A 19,435-nucleotide genomic window follows, 5' to 3' on the forward strand; every position below is an offset into this window, starting at 1 on the left:
ACTTTTAGAAGTAGGGTTTTTTAAATGTAGGTTGTTATAAAGATGTAAAGCATAGTGTTATGCAAGAGAATTATTTAGCAAAATGGCTCAACAATGAGCTTTCGGAAACAGAGTTGTCGGAATTTAAAAAATCCGATGAGTATGCTTCTTATATGAAGATTTTGGATGCTTCAAAACAATTAGAAGCTCCAAATTTTGATATAGATAGTGCTTACAAAAGCTTTAAGAATGCTCAAGATGCTGAGCCTATTAAAGTAGTGCCATTACGACCTTTTAAATCATTCTTAAGGGTTGCAGCAGCTATTGCGGTATTGATTACCGGTTCTTATTTCTTTTTGAATTCACTGGATGAATCCTTTAGCACTCAACTTGCTGAAAGAACTGAAGTTCTACTGCCCGATAATTCTGAAATCATACTTAATGCTGAATCCAAAGTTTCTTTTAGCGAAAAGAAATGGGATAAAGAAAGAAATGTCGCTCTTGATGGCGAGGCCTTCTTTAAAGTTGCCAAAGGAAAAAAATTCACGGTTTCAACAGAAGCGGGTATCGTATCCGTTTTAGGAACACAATTTAATGTTGAAAATAGAACTGGTTTTTTTGAGGTTACTTGTTATGAAGGCTTGGTAAGTGTAACTTACAAAAACACAGAGAAAAAATTACCTGCCGGAACCTCTTTCCTAGTGGTAAATGACAAAATAATGGATGATACTGCCATAGAAAATGGAGAGCCTTCTTGGGTAAACAATGAAAGTTCTTTTAAAAGTATTCCTTTAAAATATGTGCTTGCGGAATTGGAAAGACAGTATAATGTTCAGGTAAAAACTGAAAATGTTGATACCAATCAACTATTTACTGGCACTTTTAGCAACACAGACCTTAAAATTGCGTTAGAAAGTATAAGTACCCCTTCAAAGATTAGTTATAAATTAGAAGGAGAAAACGTGCTTTTCTATGGCGAGAATACCCCGTAGTTCGTACTTATTACTTGTTTTAGGAATATTTTTTTTGCTGTTGACAACCCCACTATCGGCGCAAGAAGAGAATACAATTGCCCTAAAATCTTATTTGACCCAACTTGAAGAAAAGTATGACGTTAAATTTTCATTTGTAGATGAAGATTTAAGTGGCGTAATCATTACAATACCCAATTTCAATAATTTAAGCTCAATTTTAGCCGTGCTGGAAAATGAGACCAAACTTAAAATTGAAAAATTAAGCAGTCGCTATTATACCTTGGCCAAAACCACTTTGGTGACTATCTGCGGTAATGTGTTGGATAACTATGCTGAAAATACCATCCCTGGTGCCACAGTAGAGGTTTTAGGGGGCGAAGTTGCCAAAATAACCAATATTGATGGGAGTTTTACTTTAGAAGACATACCGCGCACTGCATCTCTTAAAGTTCGCTATTTGGGCTATATTACTAAATACATTCCCGTTGAAGAAATAGCCGACAAGCCAGACTGCCCAAACATATTGATGGCACAAAACCTAGAAATATTGGATGAGGTCGTAGTTTATGAGTTTTTGACCTCAGGACTTATTAAACAAGCAGATGCTAGCATTACATTAAATACAGCAGAATTGGGAATGTTACCTGGGCTTATAGAACCAGATATCTTACAGTCTATGCAAGCCCTACCTGGCGTTAAAAGTATTGATGAAACGGTTTCAGACATTAATGTGCGCGGTGGAACAAACGACCAGAATCTAATGCTCTGGAACGGAATTAAAATGTACCAATCTGGACACTTTTTTGGTCTTATTTCTGCATTTAACCCCTATCTAACGGATAAAGTAACACTTTACAAAAATGGTACTCCTACACAGTATGGAGATGGGGTAAGTAGTGTGATTAGTCTAGAAACAAAAAATGATATTGAGGGGTCCTTTGTTGGAGGGGCTGGTTTAAACCTTATTAGCGGAGATGTTTATGGGCAGTTTCCTATAAACGATAAAGTAGCTTTTCAGTTTTCTGCTCGCCGTTCGACAACTGATTTTCTTAACACTCCAGCCTATGGAAGCTTCACGGATAGAGCTTTTCAAGATACAGAAGTACGCAACCAACAAAATCAAGAAATTGATGAAGGATTGACCAAAACAGAGAAATTCTTTTTTTATGATTTCACGGGAAAATTACTTTATGATATTAATGAAAACCATAAACTAAGGTTTAGTTTTATTGGTATTGACAATGACCTCGATTTTTCAGAAACAGATAATGATACCGATGAAACTTCAAGAAGTTTTTTAGACCAGACCAATCTATCTGCTGGACTTCAACTACAAAGCCAGTGGCGAGAAGACTTTTCTTCTAATTTGAATATCTACTTTTCAAAGTACAATTTAGATGCACAGAGTTTTTTTTCTAATCAAACACAGCGCTTAGACCAAAAGAATATTGTTGAAGAAAGAGCTGTAAAATTAAATACCAACTTCAAAATATCAGAAAATATTTCTTGGGATAACGGCTATCAGTATATTGAAACCGGTATTATAAATAGGGTTTTTAATGTTCAGCCACCTTTTAACGCTAATGCAAAAGGTGTAATTCGTATTCATGCACCATACTCACAAATAAATTATAGCTCTATTGAAAATAAGTTTATTGCTAGTGCAGGTGTAAGAACAAATTATATAGAAAACCTTGGTACGTTCTCAAAACTGCTAATAGAACCTAGATTAAATTTAAACTTAAGAATAGCCAAAAACCTTAGAGCACAGTTATTGGGTGAATTTAAAAGTCAGTCCACCAATCAAGTTATAGATCTAGAACAAAATTTTCTGGGCATAGAAAAACGAAGATGGACTTTAAGTGATGATGATGAATTACCTATCACAAAAAGTAAACAAGGCTCCCTAGGACTTAATTATGCAAAAAATTCCTTTTATGCTGGTCTTGAAGGTTTTTATAAAAAAGTAGATGGTATTAGTACAAGAACGCAAGGTTTCCAAAATGAAAACCAGTTTAATGGCGAAATAGGAAGCTATGAAATTAAAGGTCTTGAATTTTTAATCAATAAAAAAGGAGATAATTACAGTACTTGGCTCAGTTATACCTTAAATAAAAACGATTATACTTTTGACAGTATTGTACCCAATACATTTCCCAACAATTTAGATGTAAGGCACACGCTTACCATTGCCAGCACTTATACCATTAAAAGATTAAAACTGGGCTTAGGAATAAATTATAGAACGGGAAGGCCTTATACAGAACCACTAGCTGCAAATCCTTTAAATAATAATTTTTTTCCTGCAAGAATTAATTACCAAGAGCCCAACAGTATTCGTTTACCTAGTTATTTTAGAGTAGATGCATCTGCAGTATATCATTGGGAGTTTAGTAGAAGAATAAAGGCTAAGGCAGGTATTTCACTATTAAACCTTAGTAATAAAAAAAATATACTTAATAGATATTATAGGGTATCAGAAGATAATAGCGCTGTTGAGATCGTAGAAAACAACTCTTTAGGCATTACTCCTAATGTAAGTTTTAGGATAAATTTTTAGTCTTTTTCTAACTTAGACATTACTATTACATGCGGAAAAGTTATTGCTGCTAAGAAGTAGATGAGTATTGAAGTTAAATATTCTGTTTTTTCCTTAAAAATCAAATACAAAGAGAGTAATCCTATAATTGACGTCAACCAATAAAGCCACGAAGATTTTATGTATTTGAGGAACTCCACTTTAGAAGCCTTACCATATAAAAATTTCATCTGATCGGTTAAAGAAGGTATACTATGCCATAATATGAAGTAAATCGCAAACCCCCATAAAAGACCTGCAGTTTTAAAAACAACAAGTAAGACCAAAAGATAAAACAGTTCTTCAAAAATGTTAATCTTTAAATTCTTCCGTAGTACTAAATAAAATAAACAGCTAAGAAATAGAAATCCTATTAATAACAAAGTATACATGAACAAGGTTTTAGTGAATTGAACTTCGGTTAAGTCTTGAAAAATCAATAAAACTTCGTTTAAATTAAAATAGAATAACATAAACAAAATTATTAATCCGTAAAAAATATACAAAAGACTATTTAGGAGTTTCGAAGTATCCGTAAATTTTTTAAAATGCTGCTCTCCAAAATGGTATGCGCTTAGAAGTATAAATAATAAAAGCGCTAGAGGAGGGTAGCTAAAAAACACGGCTAGAATAATTAATATGGTAAACACATAATATGATAAGGCTTTGTAAAATTTGACCTTGAGACCCTTTTTACTGGATTTAATTCTAATGAGCAATAAGTCGTTTGCACCATGCAAAACACCAAATGTTAGTATAAGACTGTACGCTAAATAAGTTTGAATTTCACTATTGAACATAGTCGATATCCAAAGGCAAAAAAAAGTAGCTACGATAACCCAGTTTTTCAATTTCTCAATTTAAAAGGTTTTGTTTAAAGATATGATAAATTTTTTAAACAATATTTATGATAATTTTTGTTTAATATTTTGTACATTTCGCTAAACAAATATTAATTAACCTTTTATTATATGAAAACATTATTATTAAACATGCCTTTGGTGGCTGATGTTTCAAAAATTATGACAAACGACTATGTCGGTTTCACATTCTTTGTTGGATGTATGGCTATGATGGCTGCTTCTGCTTTTTTCTTTTTGTCAATGAATGATTTTGACAGAAAATGGAAAACTTCAATCCTCGTTTCAGGATTAATTACGTTCATTGCTGCAGTACACTACTGGTATATGAGAGATTACTGGGCTGGTGTAGGTGAGTCTCCAACTTTCTTTCGCTATGTTGACTGGGTATTAACCGTACCTCTAATGTGTGTGGAGTTTTACCTTATCTTAAAAGTCGCCGGTGCTAAAAAATCCCTTATGTGGAGACTCATTGCAGCTTCAGTAATTATGTTAGTAACAGGATATTTTGGAGAAGCAATCTACAACACCGGAAGCGGTCCTGCGATTTGGGGTCTTATCTCTGGTATTGCATACTTCTATATTGTTTATGAAATCTGGCTTGGAAGTGCAAAGAAATTAGCGAACGAAGCTGGAGGTGCTGTGCTTAAAGCACATAAAATGCTATGTTGGTTTGTACTGGTTGGCTGGGCCATTTATCCATTAGGTTATATGGCTGGTACCACAGGATGGTATGACGGTATTGCAAATCTTGGACTAAACATGGACGTAATCTACAATATTGGTGATGCCATTAACAAGATAGGATTTGGTCTTGTTGTGTATGGTGCGGCAGTCGCAGCTAGAAACAATGACTAATTCTATATTTTAGTTGGTTACTAAAGAAAAGTCCTAACGAAAGTTGGGACTTTTTAATTTAAACTATATTATAATTCAACATCTTTTTCAAATAGAAATAAAGCTCGGGAAATTCGTTCTCTAAACCTTTTGGGCTTTCAAAAAAGCTTTCTACCAATACCGCAAAGAATTCTATAAAATTGGTTTTGGCGTAATCCCTTAGGGACTCAGAGTTATTTATCTTCTGTTGAAAGCTCGGAGAATTAAACATTATTCCTAGCTTAGCCAAGCCCACCTTAAACTTTCTTGCTTCTCAAGTGGATTTTCCTCTGTTTTCAAAGAGCAGGGCATGAGCAACTTCATGAAGTCCTAAGTTCTTATTATCATTCGGAATTTTAAAACCTTTCCTTAAATCTTCAGCTGAAAACACCAAGATTTTCATTCTCGGGTTATATTCCCCAATATGATGACGTTTTCCAATATTGGAATAATATTGAGAAGGATAAATAATGATTCTAGAAATAGAATTTTCAAACCGAAAGTTTTTAAGTCCCAAAGTCATCAAAATAGCCGAAGCTGATACATAAGCTTTTATTTCTTCTTTGTTCGCTACTTCACCATAAAAAACAAAGGGCTTCTTGGATTTAAACCATGCAAAACGTTTTAAAAAACGCTTTTTCTCGGCAGTAGTAAACGTCTGGTAAGGAACCAAAAAACTGCTTATAAAATGCCGTTCTTTAGCATTTATAGACTTTACGGGATGAAAAAGATTAAATAGCGTAAAGCGTTCGTGTGCAAAACGTTCATAAAGTGCTTTTATAAATACAAAAGCCAAACCAACGACAAGAACTATAGCTGCAATTTGCTTTTCAAGCTCGGTTAGGTTTTCCATCACATACGTTCTGGAACATCAACTCCTAATAATCGAAATGATGACTGAGTAACCTCCCCCACTTTTCTGGAAAGTGCTACACGAAAGTTCTTTTTTGCTTCATCTGCTTCTCCCAAAATAGAAACTTGTTGGTAAAAGGAATTAAACTCTTTTACCAAATCATAGGTATAATTAGCAATCAAAGCAGGGCTGTAATTCTCCGCTGCCAATTGTATGGTTTCTGGGTAAAGCTGTACTTGTTTTAGCAATTCTTTCTCCTTTTCATGCAAGTCTAATGTCAGGTTGAGCCCTTCGACTTCGCTCTGGATGGACTCCGTCGAGACCTCATCACTATTCGCTTTACGCAAAATAGATTGAATTCGAGCATAGGTATATTGAATAAAAGGTCCTGTATTCCCTTGAAAATCTACCGACTCTTCTGGGTTAAATAAGATTCGTTTTTTAGGGTCAACTTTAAGGATATAGTACTTTAGCGCACCGAGACCTATCGTTTTATAAAGCTGTTGTTTTTCAGCTTCAGAATAACCCTCTAATTTGCCTAAATCTTCGGAGATAGCAGCTGCGGTAATGGTCATACTCTCCATTAAATCATCTGCATCCACCACTGTTCCTTCTCGGCTTTTCATCTTACCAGAAGGCAAATCCACCATTCCATAACTTAAGTGATGTAGTTTTTCGGCCCAAGAATAACCAAGCTTTTTCAGTATCAAAAACAAGACCTTAAAATGGTAATCCTGTTCGTTACCTACGGTATACACCATTCCGTTAATATCTGGAAAGTCTGTCACACGTTGTATTGCTGTACCTATATCTTGTGTCATATAAACTGCCGTTCCATCTGAACGCAGCACAATTTTTTCATCCAAGCCTTCATCGGTAAGGTCTATCCAAACACTACCATCCTCTTTCTTAAAAAAGACACCTTTCTCCAGCCCTTCTTTTACAACATCTCGTCCTAAAAGGTAAGTATCACTTTCATAGTAGAGCTTGTCAAAATCCACACCCATAGTTGTATAAGTGGTATCAAAACCTTCATATACCCAACCATTCATCTTTTTCCAAAGGGCAACTACTTCATCATCTCCAGCCTCCCATTTTCGGAGCATATTCTGGGCTTCAATAAGAATCGGTGCTTCTTTTTCAGCAACCTCTTTATCCTTTCCATTAGAAATCAACTCTTGAATTTCAGCTTTGTAAGCTTTATCAAAAGCCACATAATACTTTCCCACCAAATGGTCGCCTTTTAATCCTGAAGATTCCGGAGTCTCACCTTCACCAAACTTCTGCCATGCCAACATGCTTTTACAAATATGAATGCCACGGTCGTTGATAATCTGGGTTTTATATACTTTATGTCCGGCAGCTTTTAAAATTTCCGCAACCGAGTACCCTAAAAGATTATTTCGGATATGTCCTAAATGCAGTGGTTTGTTTGTATTTGGTGAGGAATATTCTACCATAACAGCATCTTTGGAACCTGCTTTTGCATAGCCATAAGATGTATCACCAGCAATGCTCTTGAAAAAGTCTAAATAATAGGAATCTGCAATGACCAAATTCAAAAAGCCCTTAACTACATTGAATTTTGAAACCTCATCGACATTTTTAACTAGGTACTCTCCTATCTGCGTTCCTATCTGTACCGGATTTCCTTTTACTACCCGTAGCATTGGAAAAACCACAACGGTAATGTCTCCTTCAAAATCCTTTCGCGTAGGTTGAAATTCAACAGTTGGCAAATCTGCGCTAAAAATAGCTGTAACCGCTTCCTGTACTTTATGTTCCAATACCTTTTGTAACTCCATCAAAATTGCCTTTTCAAGCTGCAAAACTACGTTTTTATGATAAGATTAAGAACAGATATGGCATATGACATTTATTTTTATAGAAAACTGACCTTATGGAGCATTTACAAAGTGCTGTCCCTGTTTTAGCCTCTTTAGATATTTTTGAAACAGTAGCATTTTACCAAGAAAAAATGGGTTTTGACAAAGTAGGTTGGAAAGATGAAAACTACGCGGTTATTGGAAGGGATAAGGTAGAGGTCCATTTTTGGAAATGTAACAACAAAATACATCCTGAGAACACAAGTTGCTATATCTATGTAGAGGATGTGGACGGACTGTATGATGAAATGAAAAAAGCTGGTGTTGTCCATCCCAACAGACCACTTAAAGACCAGCCCTGGGGAACTCGTGAATTTGCTGTTTTAGACCAAGACGGTAATATGATTAAATTTGGTCAAAACCTATAACATGCTCTTAAACATATCCTACAATGACAAAAAAATCATCAAGAAAGTTGATAATGCGGTTGGCAAACCCTTTACATTAAAGGAGCGTTTAAAAATGGGAGGCATTGGCTCGCCAAAACTATTTATTACAGAAACAAGTTTAGAGATTCAAAATCTACTTATTCTTGATAACAATAGGAATTCCTGTAACATTGAGATGCGTCCAAAAGGAATCATTGTACGTTTTAGGTCCTTATTAGAGACTTTCGCATTGGTAATTCCATATTACAAGCTCACCATTTATAAAGGTGATTTTGCAGTTTATTCTATTTATAGAGACCACTATTTTATAAAGGTTAAATCGGACACCAAGGCCATCCAAAAATATTTTAGAAAGTTATTGGATTTTAAAGCTGATAATGCCCCAACTTCAATTGAAGATTTATAATGTTTGGCAATCAACCTAAAATAGATATAAAGCCTAATGAATTCGACCGAAAATTAATTTTGGTTGGTTGGATTTTAGTAGCTCTAAATTTTATTTTGGCACTATCCTTTTATTCTGGGTTACCCGACACCATCCCAACCCACTTCAACTTAAAAGGCGAAGCTGACGGATTTGGAAATAAGTCAACACTATGGTTAGTACCATTTTTTAATCTGATTACGTACTTTGGAATGACCATGCTAGCAACAAAAATGAAACCATGGAACTATAATTACCCTACAAAAGTTACGGAGAAAAATGCTCCTAAGCTTTATGCAATGAGTATTAGAATGCTCGTTTGGCTTAACTTAGGAATTGCATTTATTTTCTTAGTGATTTCCCTTAATTCTATTCTGCTGGCAAAAGAAGTCACCAATTTTAGCATTGGTTGGTTAATCATAGTCTTGGTAGCCGTCATAACCATAAGACCTTTTGTATCTATTTTTAAAATGTTTAAAGTCCCCAAATCATGAAAATACTACTAACAGGTGCCAATGGTTACATAGGAATGCGTTTACTACCACAGTTGTTGGATGTAGGCCATGAAGTAGTTTGTGCTGTTCGCGATGCATCACGTTTATCTGTGGACAAAGAGACTTTTGCCAAGATTGAAGTTTTAGAAATTGATTTCTTGGAAGATGTTGTTGAAGGCAAAATTCCTAAAGATATTGATGCTGCTTATTTTTTAATACACTCCATGACCTCATCCACAAAAGAGTTTGATGAAATGGAGGCCACAACGGCCAAAAACTTCAATAGTTATATAAAGAACACCAATATTAAGCAGGTAATTTATTTGAGCGGTATTGTGAATGATGAAAATCTCTCCAAGCATTTATGGTCCAGAAAAAATGTAGAAGAAATTTTATATGAAGGCAATTTTAGCCTTACTGTGCTTCGTGCAGGAATTATCGTAGGTTCGGGAAGTTCGTCTTTTGAAATTATAAGAGATCTGTGCGAAAAATTACCCTTTATGATTACTCCAAAATGGGTGTTGACTAAGACTCAGCCCATTGCGATAAGAGATGTGATTTCTTTCTTAACAGGGGTTTTGGGCAATGAGAATACTTACGATGATTCTTTTGATATTGCTGGTCCAGATATCCTTACCTATAAAGAGATGCTCCATCAATATGCAAAGGCGAGAGGGTTTAAGAACTGGATAGTAACCGTACCGGTAATGACCCCAAAACTATCATCCTATTGGCTATATTTTGTCACTTCTACCTCTTACAAGCTTGCATTAAATCTTGTGGACAGTATGAAGATTGAAGTAATAGCCAATGATAATAGATTGGCCAGACTACTAAACATAGAGCCACACTCGTATAGGGAAGCTATTGATATGGCTTTTAAAAAAATCGAGCAAAATCTGGTCATGAGCAGTTGGAAAGACAGTATGGTAAGCGGTCGGTTTAACAAAAATCTAGAAAAATATATCCAGGTCCCTAAATATGGAGTTCTAAAAGATGTGCAAAAACTGAGGGTTGACGACTCATCCCGGGTGCTAAAAAGAATATGGAAAATTGGCGGAAAAACAGGTTGGTACTACGGTAACTGGCTTTGGAAAATTCGTGGTTTTCTAGATAAACTTTTTGGTGGAGTAGGATTACGGAGAGGAAGAACACATCCAGACAAAATATACGCGGGTGATGCATTGGATTTTTGGCGTGTATTACTTGCCGATAAAAAAGGAAAACGGTTGCTACTTTTTGCAGAAATGCGATTACCAGGTGAAGCTTGGCTGGAATTTAAAATAGATGAAGACAATGTGCTTCACCAAACTGCCACTTTTCGTCCTCGAGGCTTAAAAGGCAGGTTATACTGGTACAGCATTGTCCCATTCCACTATTTTATTTTTGGTGGAATGATACGAAATATTGCAAAAAAATAATCTTGGCTCAACTTTTGAAGCAACCAATTCAATTACAAAAACGTCTTTAGAAGTATATATCCATCAAAAGCGAGTTTTCATGAAATTAAATTACCTAGTTGTATTCCTGTTATCTTTTTTTTCAATCATAAGTCTAGAGGCCCAAACCATTTCTTCGAAGGTACTTGATGGCAAGACCAAGAAACCCATTCCATATGCTACCATTCAGTTTGGAGAAAATCAAGGGGTAATTACCAATGAGGAAGGAAGGTTCAGTTTTGTATTGGATTCAACAACTCAAAAACTGGATTCTATCTATATCTCTAGTATGGGTTATGAAAAAAAGGGGTTCACTTATGAAGCTATGTTGGACAGTATCATTTTAGTTCAACCTAAAGCTATTCAACTAAGTGGGGTTTATCTTTTTGATAAAGAGTTGGAGGTGGATGACATTATTGAAAAAATGAAAGAGCGTTTGCCACAAAACATCAATAGCGACCCTGTAAAGCAGCGTTATTTTTTAAGGCAATCTGTTTTTGGGAATATCAGCAAGGTAGATTTTGGATTCGAAAAATCTTCAATTGAAGAATTGGACAAAGAATTTATTGATAGTTTGGCGAGTGTTATCCCACGCAATTCTTATCATTATACCGAAGCGTTGGGAGACTTTTACAAGACCAACAAAGACTATAAAGTAAATGTCTTAAAAGCAGCAAACCTCTATGACAAAAAAGATATTGGCTCTTTTGATGAGCTGGGAAAAAGAATGGAAAACATATTCAAACAGAACGTAAAGCCAGATTCTTATTTAAAAATTAAATCAGGGATTTTTAGTGAAAAAATTCAAGTGGATTCCATCTTAACGGATATAGAAGAGGAGGAAGCCAAAGAGTTGGAAAAAGAAATGAAAAAAGATACTATTTCTGGCTTGGTAGATGGTCAAAAACACATTTTTGATGAGTTATTAAGTGAAGTTTTTTATCAAGAGGATACTAAACTCAATGTGGTAAATAAAAGTAGGAAATACAAGTTTGAGCTTGCAGGATATGCAGATATTGATGACTCAGGAGTTTATGTGGTAGATTTTTCGCCTAAGGGTGGAGCAGATTTTAAAGGACGATTGTATATTAATATTGAGGATTTTGCCGTAATGCGGATTGATTTTGAAAATTTGAAAAATCTTAAAAACTTTAGATTACTTGGTATTTTCTATCGCGAAATCCTGTATAAGGGAAGCATGCACTTTACAAAACTTTCAAATGGGCGTTACGATTTAAAATTTGTGGATTTTAGTTTTGGCCGCTGGTTTAGGTTTGACCGTCCTCTGGATGTTATAGAGAAAAACAAACACGTAAAAGGCCGTAACAAACAAAATGAATTGCGATTGAACATTGACTTTAGAATGACCAACACAAACAAATGGGAACTGGTCGTGTTTGAAAATACTGTCATTGACCAAAATCAGTTTGATAGTTTCAAGGAAGACAAAAGCGTAAAAGCCACTTATATGGCAAAATACAATCCAGAGTTCTGGAAAGGTTATAATATCATGGAACCAAACCAGGCAATTAGGGAGTTTACCGTTTCTGAGTCAAATTAAGCACTTGGCAAAAACACCTCTGCCATCATGCATCTAGCTGAGCCTCCGCCACAGGTTTCAATAGTATCTAAAGAACTATGTATGATTTTACAATGTTTTTGAATAGCTTGTATTTGGTCTTTTCTCAAACTATGGTAAGCCGCAGAACTCATTACCATAAAGCGTTTGTCATCAGCACCAATAACCTGTAACATATTGCCAGCAAAATAGTGCATTTGTTCTTCGGTAATGGAGATAATTTCTTTTCCATCTTTTTTTAGATGCACTACAACACTTTTACGTTCTTTTTTATCATCGATAGTATCCAAACAAATAACTACAAAAGTCTCTGCCATCGCCATCATAACGTTGGTATGGTATATGGGCAAGCGTTCTCCGTTTACTGTTTGATTGGCTGTAAATATTACTGGAAAACAATCAAAGTCTTCACAAAACTCTATGAACAAGTCTTCATGAGCACGTTCAGAAAGTGCACAATATGCTTTTTGATTCACCCTATCCTTTAAAATACTACCCGTACCTTCTAAAAAAACACCTTCCTCCTCCGCAGAAGTGTAGTCAACTATAGTATCAATTCTAAACCCTTTTTTCTCTAAAATATCAAATATGTCTTCACGCCTTTCCTTTCTCCTATTTTTTGCAAACATTGGATAGACTACAACCGTTCCATTTTGATGAAAGGAAACCCAATTATTGGGAAAAATAGAGTCTGGAGTATCCGTTTCAAGTCTGTCATCTACGACAACAACATTAACTCCATTTTCACGCAACACTGTTACGAAATCGTCAAACTCTTTTTGAGCCCTAGTATTTATGGTCTTGTTCTGAACATCTATATCTTCTTGAAAATAGTTGTTTACTGCTGTTTGCTCGTTCATACGGAAAGCAACAGGACGAATCATTAGTATGGTATTGGTAATCTGCATAAGTCTAAAAAAGTTCCGCTAAAATACTCATTACACCAATGATATTGTAACAAAAAATAGCTTGTTATCTTTAAGAAAGAATTTAAAACAATGTTCAAAAAATACCTGGATAAATACAATGATTGGGTATTGTGTTTTGTGTTGATTCCTCTTATCAACACTATAAATTACCATCTAACATATTCCAGAATAAGATGGGATTGGTACACCTACACTACATATTTTATTGATACCGCCTCTGGCTTAGTCTGCTGGTGGTTAATTAGAAAAGCAATTGACTTTCTAGATAAAAAAATCCCTTACGAACAAGCATTGGTCAAAAGGTTAATAATTCAACTTTTTTTAACCAATATAATTACCCTAGGATTTATTATCCTATCCACAGAACTCATTAACCTATTTTTTGGCGATGGTCCGCTACCAATAAAGTTTTATACCTACAACCTTTTTATTTTCTTTATTTGGATATTAGTTATTAATGGTATTTATGTTGGAATCTACTTTTATGATGAGTGGATTAAGGTTAGACTTCTTAGAGAAAAAGATAAAGAATTACGCCAAAAAGGTTTTGAAGTTCTTTACGGTAAAAATATTAAGAATGTTCCCTTTGAAAATATTTCAATGTTTTATGTAGCTGACAAAACCACTTATTTGTATACCTTACAAAATAGAAATTATGTTTTAGAGCTTTCTTTAAACAAAATAATGCCCAAACTTCCTGAAGAACTATTTTTTCGATTAAATCGAAAATGTATTGCAAACCGCAATTTTATCAAGGGTTATAAGAAAGACGTTAACGGTAAGCTGATTGTCAATTTTAATGCAGATAAGACAGACACAGAAAAGCAAATAGTTAGTAGAATCAATGCTCCACAATTTAAAAAATGGTTTAGTATGCAAACCTAGCAAGCTTAAAATATAATAACACTACACTTCATAATAAGAAATGCTACACTTCAGCATTTTTATTAAAGATTTACCATTTCCAATCATTTAACCTAGTGCAATTTTGCCTAAAATTATTCATCATGAAAAAACAAATTATTTCATTGCTACTGCTATTTACAATTACAGTATCAGCTCAAAAAGAAGGGTTTCCTGAGGACAGAAAGGAAAAAGTGAAATCCATTTTAAAAAAATATACTGCCATGGGCATTCCGGGGTTGGCATTGACAGTATATAATGAAGATACTGGTCTTTGGTCTCATGCTGAAGGTGTATCAAATATTGAGGAGGAGATTCCCCTAACCAACGACCACTTATTTTATTTACAGAGTGTCAGCAAGACCTACATGGCAGTAGTCATTTTACAATTGTACGAAAAAGGAAAACTAAATCTAGAAGACAGGATTGTAAACTATCTTAATTATGATTGGCTTACCGAAATCGAAGGAAGTGAAAAAATCACAGTAAAAATGTTATTGAATCATACATCTGGACTTCCAGAATATAGTACCGACCCTATTTTAGTTTCAAAAATTATCCATAACCCACAAAAGGTATTGACCGTGGAAGAAATGGTTGCACACATAGCCAATAAATCATTGGAGTTTGAACCAGGAAGCAAATACCGTTATAAGAATACAAATTATGAACTACTATCACTGATTGCAGACAAAATAACTGGCAATCATGTCTCCTATATGGAGAAACATATTTTTAAGAAACTTAAACTAAATTCAACAGTCTATCTCTCAAAAGAAAACCAGAACAAAAATATTAATCTGGTAGATGCTTATTGGGATATACTTTTAGAAGGTCTTCCAACAAATGTATCTAAGTTGCAACGTGCGAATGTTTCTTCTATGAAAGGAGATGATGGTATTGTTTCTTCAACCGAAGATGCTGCACTTTTTCTTAAAGGATTGATTTCAGGAAAACTATTAAAGCCACAAACTCTAAAATTAATGCAAGAATTTGTGCCTAATGAAGATGGAGAAAAAAGTTATGGATTAGGCATTCAATATTACAATTTGGATGTTACTTGCGCACTTGGCCATTCCGGTGGAGGTATTGGTGCTGGTTGTATATTATTATACCTGCCTGAATTAAACTCAATTGTCTTTTTGGCCACTAACTTTAACACGATGATGGAATCTCCTATTCGAAAAAAAGTTGAAAATCTTCAAATGGATATTCTAACTGCTCTTTTTATGTGAGGTCATTCTCGTATTAATGGTAATGTACTACAACGAAGAAGTCCCTCCTGCTTTGCAATTTCAGCATAGGGGATTTCTTCAACTATAAAGCCTTGTTCCCTTAACCAGTTATTTAAACGGGTGAAATTTTGCTCAGAAACCACAACATTAGGTGATATGGAAAATACATTACTGAACATTTGATACATCTCATCAGCAGTAATTTCAAAAATATTTTCTTTTCCAAAATAGTTTACCAGCCATTCGTACTCTTCCTCTATTAAAAATCCATTTTTGTGAAGAATTGCTTTATCTGTGCCTATGGGCTGGAAACAACAATCTAAATGTAAAGCGTTCTCTTTGGCATTGATATTGGATTTTCTCAACTCAAAAGCTTTTACTTGTTTGCTTGGGAACTGTTCTCTTAAAAAACCAACTGCTTCTTTATTGGTTCTAGCTGTAATATAATCTGGATAATCTTCCCCAGTATAAGTGCCTACAAAAATGTAATCTCTCCAGGGCATAACATCTCCTCCTTCAATATGAACCTCTTCTGGCGGGTAAATAATATTTTCTGGGTTTACTTGTTCAATAACATGTTTAATGGCTTGAAATTCTTTTTCTCTATCCGGAAGGATATTTGCATGCACTAACTTATCCTGAATCACAAAAGCAATGTCCCTAGAGAATATCTGGTTACAATCTATCAAAACAGATGGCCTAAATACTTTAACCCCATGCTTTTTAAAAACACGTGCAAAAGCATCCATCTCTTTAATCATATCATCTTCATTGGGATAAGTTCCAGCTAGAATATGCTCTAAAGATTTAGGATCATAAGCCTCATCTGGCTTAGGTGTAGGACCACAACTTTCCGCTGTTCCTAAAACCACTGCTTTTAATAGTGATGTTTCATCATTTATATTTAGCTGAAGCATTTTTAATTTTTTGTGAAATTAAATTCGTTTTTTAGAATAAAAAAACCCTTTTATTTGATAAAAGGGCTTATTGTTTTTAATAATGGTAGCAATCTACCTTTTGTCAACTTCGACAAAAGGACGGTGATTTTCTCCAATATAAATTTGTCTTGGTCTTCCTATTGGTTCTCCACGTAAACGCATTTCTCTCCATTGGGCAATCCATCCTGGTAGCCTTCCTAAGGCAAACATAACGGTAAACATGTCTGTTGGAATTCCTAGTGCACGATAGATAATACCTGAATAGAAATCTACATTTGGGTATAACTTTCTTTTCACGAAATATTCATCTTCCAAGGCTTCTTTTTCTAAACCTTTTGCTATTTCCAAAATTGGATCTTCGATTCCTAAATCAGCCAAGACCTCATCCGCAGCTTTTTTAATAATTCTAGCACGTGGGTCAAAGTTTTTATACACCCTATGACCAAAGCCCATTAGTCTAAATGGGTCATTCTTATCTTTAGCCTTGGCCATGTATTTTTTGGTATCTCCACCATCAGCTTCAATAGCCTCCAGCATTTCCAATACAGCTTGATTAGCACCGCCATGTAACGGCCCCCATAACGCTGAGATACCTGCTGAAAGGGAGGCGAACAATCCCGCATGAGATGAACCTACGATTCTTACTGTTGATGTTGAACAGTTTTGTTCATGGTCAGCATGTAAAATCAATAACTTGTCTAAAGCATCAATAACAACCTTATTCCTTTTATACTCTTGATTTGGTCTTTTAAACATCATTTTATGGATGTTCTCCACATAACCCAAGCTGTCATCTCCATAATCTAATGGAAGTCCCATTTTCTTTCTCATGGCCCAAGCTACCAATACTGGAAACTTAGCTAAAATTCTGACAATAGAACCATACATTGCATCTGCTGAAGCCACATCCACTGATCCAGGATTAAAAGCCACCAAGGCACTGGTAAGTGAAGATAAAACACCCATTGGATGTGCAGATTTAGGAAAACCATCCAAAATCTTTTTCATCTCTTCATCCACGTGAGATTCATTCTTAATATCTAGATGGAAAGCATCTAGTTGTTCTTTGTTTGGCAATTCACCAAAGATGAGAAGATAAGCAACTTCCAAAAAATCTGCTTTTTCAGCTAGCTCCTCTATAGAATATCCGCAATAACGTAAAATTCCTTTTTCACCATCTAAAAAAGTAATTGCACTTTCACAAGAACCTGTGTTTTTGTAACCTGGGTCAATGGTAACAATACCAGTAGTTCCCCTTAGTGTTTTTATATCGATTGCCAACTCATCTTCTGTTCCCTTAATGACTGGGAATTCATATTTTTTTCCTTCAAATTCTAGTGTTGCTTTATTCGACATTTAAGTGATTTATAATTATTATGACAGAATGTTAAAATTACGAAAAACGAAAGGTTTTAACAATTATAGCCTTCAATTTTGGTGAATTCTTAACAATAGTCGATTCAAAAAAACTAGCTTACATTTTATAGAGAACCTTGTAATATTCATCTACAGATTTTTCCCATGTAAATCGGACTTTTTTGGCACTTGCCTGAATCTTTTTCCATTTGGGTTTATCATTAGCATAAGTATCCAGAGCCAAATCAAAAGTGGAAAGCATATTCTTTATTTTCTCATCATACGTGTCACCATCAAAGCCAAAACCGGTTTTCATATGTTTAACCGTATCTATTAATCCCCCCGTATGATGAACCAAGCATGGGTTACCGTTTCGCATAGAAAGCATTTGACTTATCCCGCAAGGCTCAAAAAGACTCGGCATAAAATAAAGGTCAGATTCTAAATACATGGAATCAATCAAGTTTTCAGATTGCCCGTTTGTGAAAATAAAGTTTTTATGCCTGTAGCTAATGTCCCTGAAAAGCTCTTCATACTCAGGCGCTCCAGTTCCCAATAGGATAAAAATCCCATCTACCATCTCAAGTTTTTCAAGAATCTTTACAAAAGCCTCAGGAGAACGTTTGAAGAAGTAAAATTTTTGCTCTGTAAGACGGGCTACGCTTGAGACAATGAATTTTGGTGGGGAATCTACATATTGCATTATTTTCTCTCCAGTATGTGCCAAAAAATCTGCCTTATATTTTTTAGACTCTTCTTGAAGCCAGCTAAACAATGCTTTTACAGTATTTCGATATATCTTTCCCTTTTCCTCAACATTAACATTTTTATAATTGCAACCATTTAAAATCCCAAAGAGTCTATTCTCTCTGTCCGCTCGTTGCAAATCTTTTTCCAATCCTTCACCTCCAATAAACTCTGGTGGTGAACTTGGTTTCATTACATCTTCTTTATATGATGGTGATACTGTATGAACTGCATCAGCCAAACGAATACCAACTGCCATCAAATTGATACAGTCTCTATACCTATAATCCTGTAATCCTTTTTCATCATACGGAACATCTGGGAACCAATTTTTCACAGAAGAATAATTATCCTCAAAAGGGCGTATACCTTGAATGGCGAGATTGTGAATACTATAAACAAAGCGAATCTTCTTGAGACCATCGTACCCTCTATGATATTCACGCAAAAACAATAGTAAGCTAGAATGCCAATCATGAAGATGAACAATGTCCAGCTTACCAAAGGCTCCTTTTTTTATTGCTTCAGCTACCGCGGTACAAAAGATGAAGTATTTTATTGCATCTGTATAAAAAGGTTCTTCTGGGTCATCATGGTAAATATGTGCAATTCCGCCTGCCTCAATCTCTGGATGATGTATTACATAATGATAAATATTTGGATATTCTTTTTTGGGCTTTACCTCATATAGCTCAGCAGTATAAATGATACCGCGAAGGGTAAAGTTTAACTTTGTCTTTAAAACTCCATTTTGATGGAGTCTACCATAAGATGGCACTACTATATGAACTTTATCTCCTTTTTCTGAGATTTGACGTGGCACATCACGCACTACATCTCCCATCCCCCCCGCTTTACAATTTGCTATTCCATCATTTTCTGCTGCCGCAAAAAGAAAATTATTCATATGTCTTACTGATTATTCGGTATTGAAGCTTAATATACATTATCTATAGTACAAAAAAAAGCCTTTCTTATCTTAGAAAGGCTTGAATA

Annotated in this window: 16 protein-coding genes and 1 pseudogene; 10 read left to right on the forward strand and 7 right to left on the reverse strand. The window is 34.9% G+C overall.

Going from position 1 to position 19,435, the window contains the following annotated elements; genetic code table 11:
* The first annotated feature begins 59 nt into the window (after positions 1-59).
* Positions 60-971: a FecR family protein gene (locus tag AACP56_RS11085; protein ID WP_339337667.1), complete on the forward strand. Its 912-nt coding sequence runs from the start codon at positions 60-62 to the stop codon at positions 969-971.
* Positions 952-3,513 carry a TonB-dependent receptor gene (locus AACP56_RS11090; RefSeq protein WP_339337666.1) on the forward strand — a complete coding sequence of 854 codons (2,562 nt, stop codon included), beginning with the start codon at positions 952-954 and terminating at the stop codon, positions 3,511-3,513. The genes AACP56_RS11085 and AACP56_RS11090 overlap by 20 nt, the downstream gene beginning before the upstream one ends.
* Here the strand turns inward: AACP56_RS11090 and AACP56_RS18025 are convergent.
* Entirely contained in the window at positions 3,510-4,331 is an 822-nt protein-coding gene (locus tag AACP56_RS18025) for a Brp/Blh family beta-carotene 15,15'-dioxygenase (protein WP_445227707.1), read from the reverse strand. The genes AACP56_RS11090 and AACP56_RS18025 overlap by 4 nt on opposite strands.
* Before the next feature lie 171 nt (positions 4,332-4,502).
* Between AACP56_RS18025 and AACP56_RS11095 the strand changes: the two genes are divergently transcribed.
* The gene (locus AACP56_RS11095; protein WP_339337665.1) at positions 4,503-5,249 is read left to right on the forward strand and encodes a bacteriorhodopsin-like; all 747 of its coding nucleotides are present in this window, start codon (positions 4,503-4,505) and stop codon (positions 5,247-5,249) included.
* Between the two features lie 58 nt (positions 5,250-5,307).
* On the opposite strand, the pseudogene AACP56_RS11100 reads toward AACP56_RS11095, so the two are convergent.
* Both AACP56_RS11100 and argS read right to left on the reverse strand, forming a co-directional pair.
* Positions 5,308-6,120: pseudogene (locus AACP56_RS11100) on the reverse strand (zinc-dependent peptidase).
* The gene (argS, locus tag AACP56_RS11105; RefSeq protein WP_339337664.1) at positions 6,120-7,925 is read right to left on the reverse strand and encodes an arginine--tRNA ligase; all 1,806 of its coding nucleotides are present in this window, start codon (positions 7,923-7,925) and stop codon (positions 6,120-6,122) included. The pseudogene AACP56_RS11100 and the gene argS overlap by 1 nt, the downstream one beginning before the upstream one ends.
* A gap of 95 nt (positions 7,926-8,020) precedes the next feature.
* Between argS and AACP56_RS11110 the strand changes: the two genes are divergently transcribed.
* From AACP56_RS11110 to AACP56_RS11130, 5 genes are all read left to right on the forward strand, one after another.
* Positions 8,021-8,374, forward strand: coding sequence for a bleomycin resistance protein (locus AACP56_RS11110; RefSeq protein ID WP_339337663.1), 354 nt, complete (start codon positions 8,021-8,023; stop codon positions 8,372-8,374).
* 1 nt (position 8,375) lies between these two features.
* The gene (locus tag AACP56_RS11115; RefSeq protein ID WP_339337662.1) at positions 8,376-8,801 is read left to right on the forward strand and encodes a hypothetical protein; all 426 of its coding nucleotides are present in this window, start codon (positions 8,376-8,378) and stop codon (positions 8,799-8,801) included.
* Complete coding sequence (locus tag AACP56_RS11120; RefSeq protein WP_339337661.1) at positions 8,801-9,313, forward strand: DUF1648 domain-containing protein; 513 nt, start codon at positions 8,801-8,803, stop codon at positions 9,311-9,313. The genes AACP56_RS11115 and AACP56_RS11120 overlap by 1 nt, the downstream gene beginning before the upstream one ends.
* Entirely contained in the window at positions 9,310-10,734 is a 1,425-nt protein-coding gene (locus AACP56_RS11125; protein WP_339337660.1) for an SDR family oxidoreductase, read from the forward strand. The genes AACP56_RS11120 and AACP56_RS11125 overlap by 4 nt, the downstream gene beginning before the upstream one ends.
* A 79-nt stretch (positions 10,735-10,813) precedes the next feature.
* Complete coding sequence (locus AACP56_RS11130; protein WP_339337659.1) at positions 10,814-12,313, forward strand: carboxypeptidase-like regulatory domain-containing protein; 1,500 nt, start codon at positions 10,814-10,816, stop codon at positions 12,311-12,313.
* Here the strand turns inward: AACP56_RS11130 and ctlX are convergent.
* Positions 12,310-13,239, reverse strand: a complete 930-nt coding sequence (gene ctlX, locus AACP56_RS11135; protein WP_339337658.1) for a citrulline utilization hydrolase CtlX — start codon at positions 13,237-13,239, stop codon at positions 12,310-12,312. The two genes, AACP56_RS11130 and ctlX, sit on opposite strands and share 4 nt — an antisense overlap.
* 90 nt (positions 13,240-13,329) lie before the next feature.
* On the opposite strand from ctlX, the gene AACP56_RS11140 reads away from it, so the two are divergent.
* Both AACP56_RS11140 and AACP56_RS11145 read left to right on the forward strand, forming a co-directional pair.
* On the forward strand, positions 13,330-14,145 hold the full coding sequence (locus AACP56_RS11140) for a LytTR family DNA-binding domain-containing protein (protein ID WP_339337657.1): 816 nt from the start codon (positions 13,330-13,332) through the stop codon (positions 14,143-14,145).
* Positions 14,146-14,267: 122 nt separating this feature from the next.
* A complete protein-coding gene (locus AACP56_RS11145; protein WP_339337656.1) occupies positions 14,268-15,398 on the forward strand; it encodes a serine hydrolase domain-containing protein in 1,131 nt (376 codons plus the stop codon).
* A 2-nt stretch (positions 15,399-15,400) separates the two neighbouring features.
* On the opposite strand, the gene AACP56_RS11150 is transcribed toward AACP56_RS11145, so the two are convergent.
* From AACP56_RS11150 to AACP56_RS11160, 3 genes are all read right to left on the reverse strand, one after another.
* Positions 15,401-16,315, reverse strand: a complete 915-nt coding sequence (locus AACP56_RS11150; RefSeq protein WP_339337655.1) for a dimethylarginine dimethylaminohydrolase family protein — start codon at positions 16,313-16,315, stop codon at positions 15,401-15,403.
* A 93-nt stretch (positions 16,316-16,408) separates the two neighbouring features.
* Entirely contained in the window at positions 16,409-17,692 is a 1,284-nt protein-coding gene (locus tag AACP56_RS11155; RefSeq protein WP_339337654.1) for a citrate synthase, read from the reverse strand.
* Positions 17,693-17,810: 118 nt separating this feature from the next.
* Positions 17,811-19,346, reverse strand: a complete 1,536-nt coding sequence (locus tag AACP56_RS11160; RefSeq protein WP_339337653.1) for a glycogen synthase — start codon at positions 19,344-19,346, stop codon at positions 17,811-17,813.
* Positions 19,347-19,435 lie beyond the last annotated feature (89 nt).

The organism is Croceitalea sp. MTPC6, assembly GCF_036985525.1.
GTDB lineage: Bacteria > Bacteroidota > Bacteroidia > Flavobacteriales > Flavobacteriaceae > Croceitalea.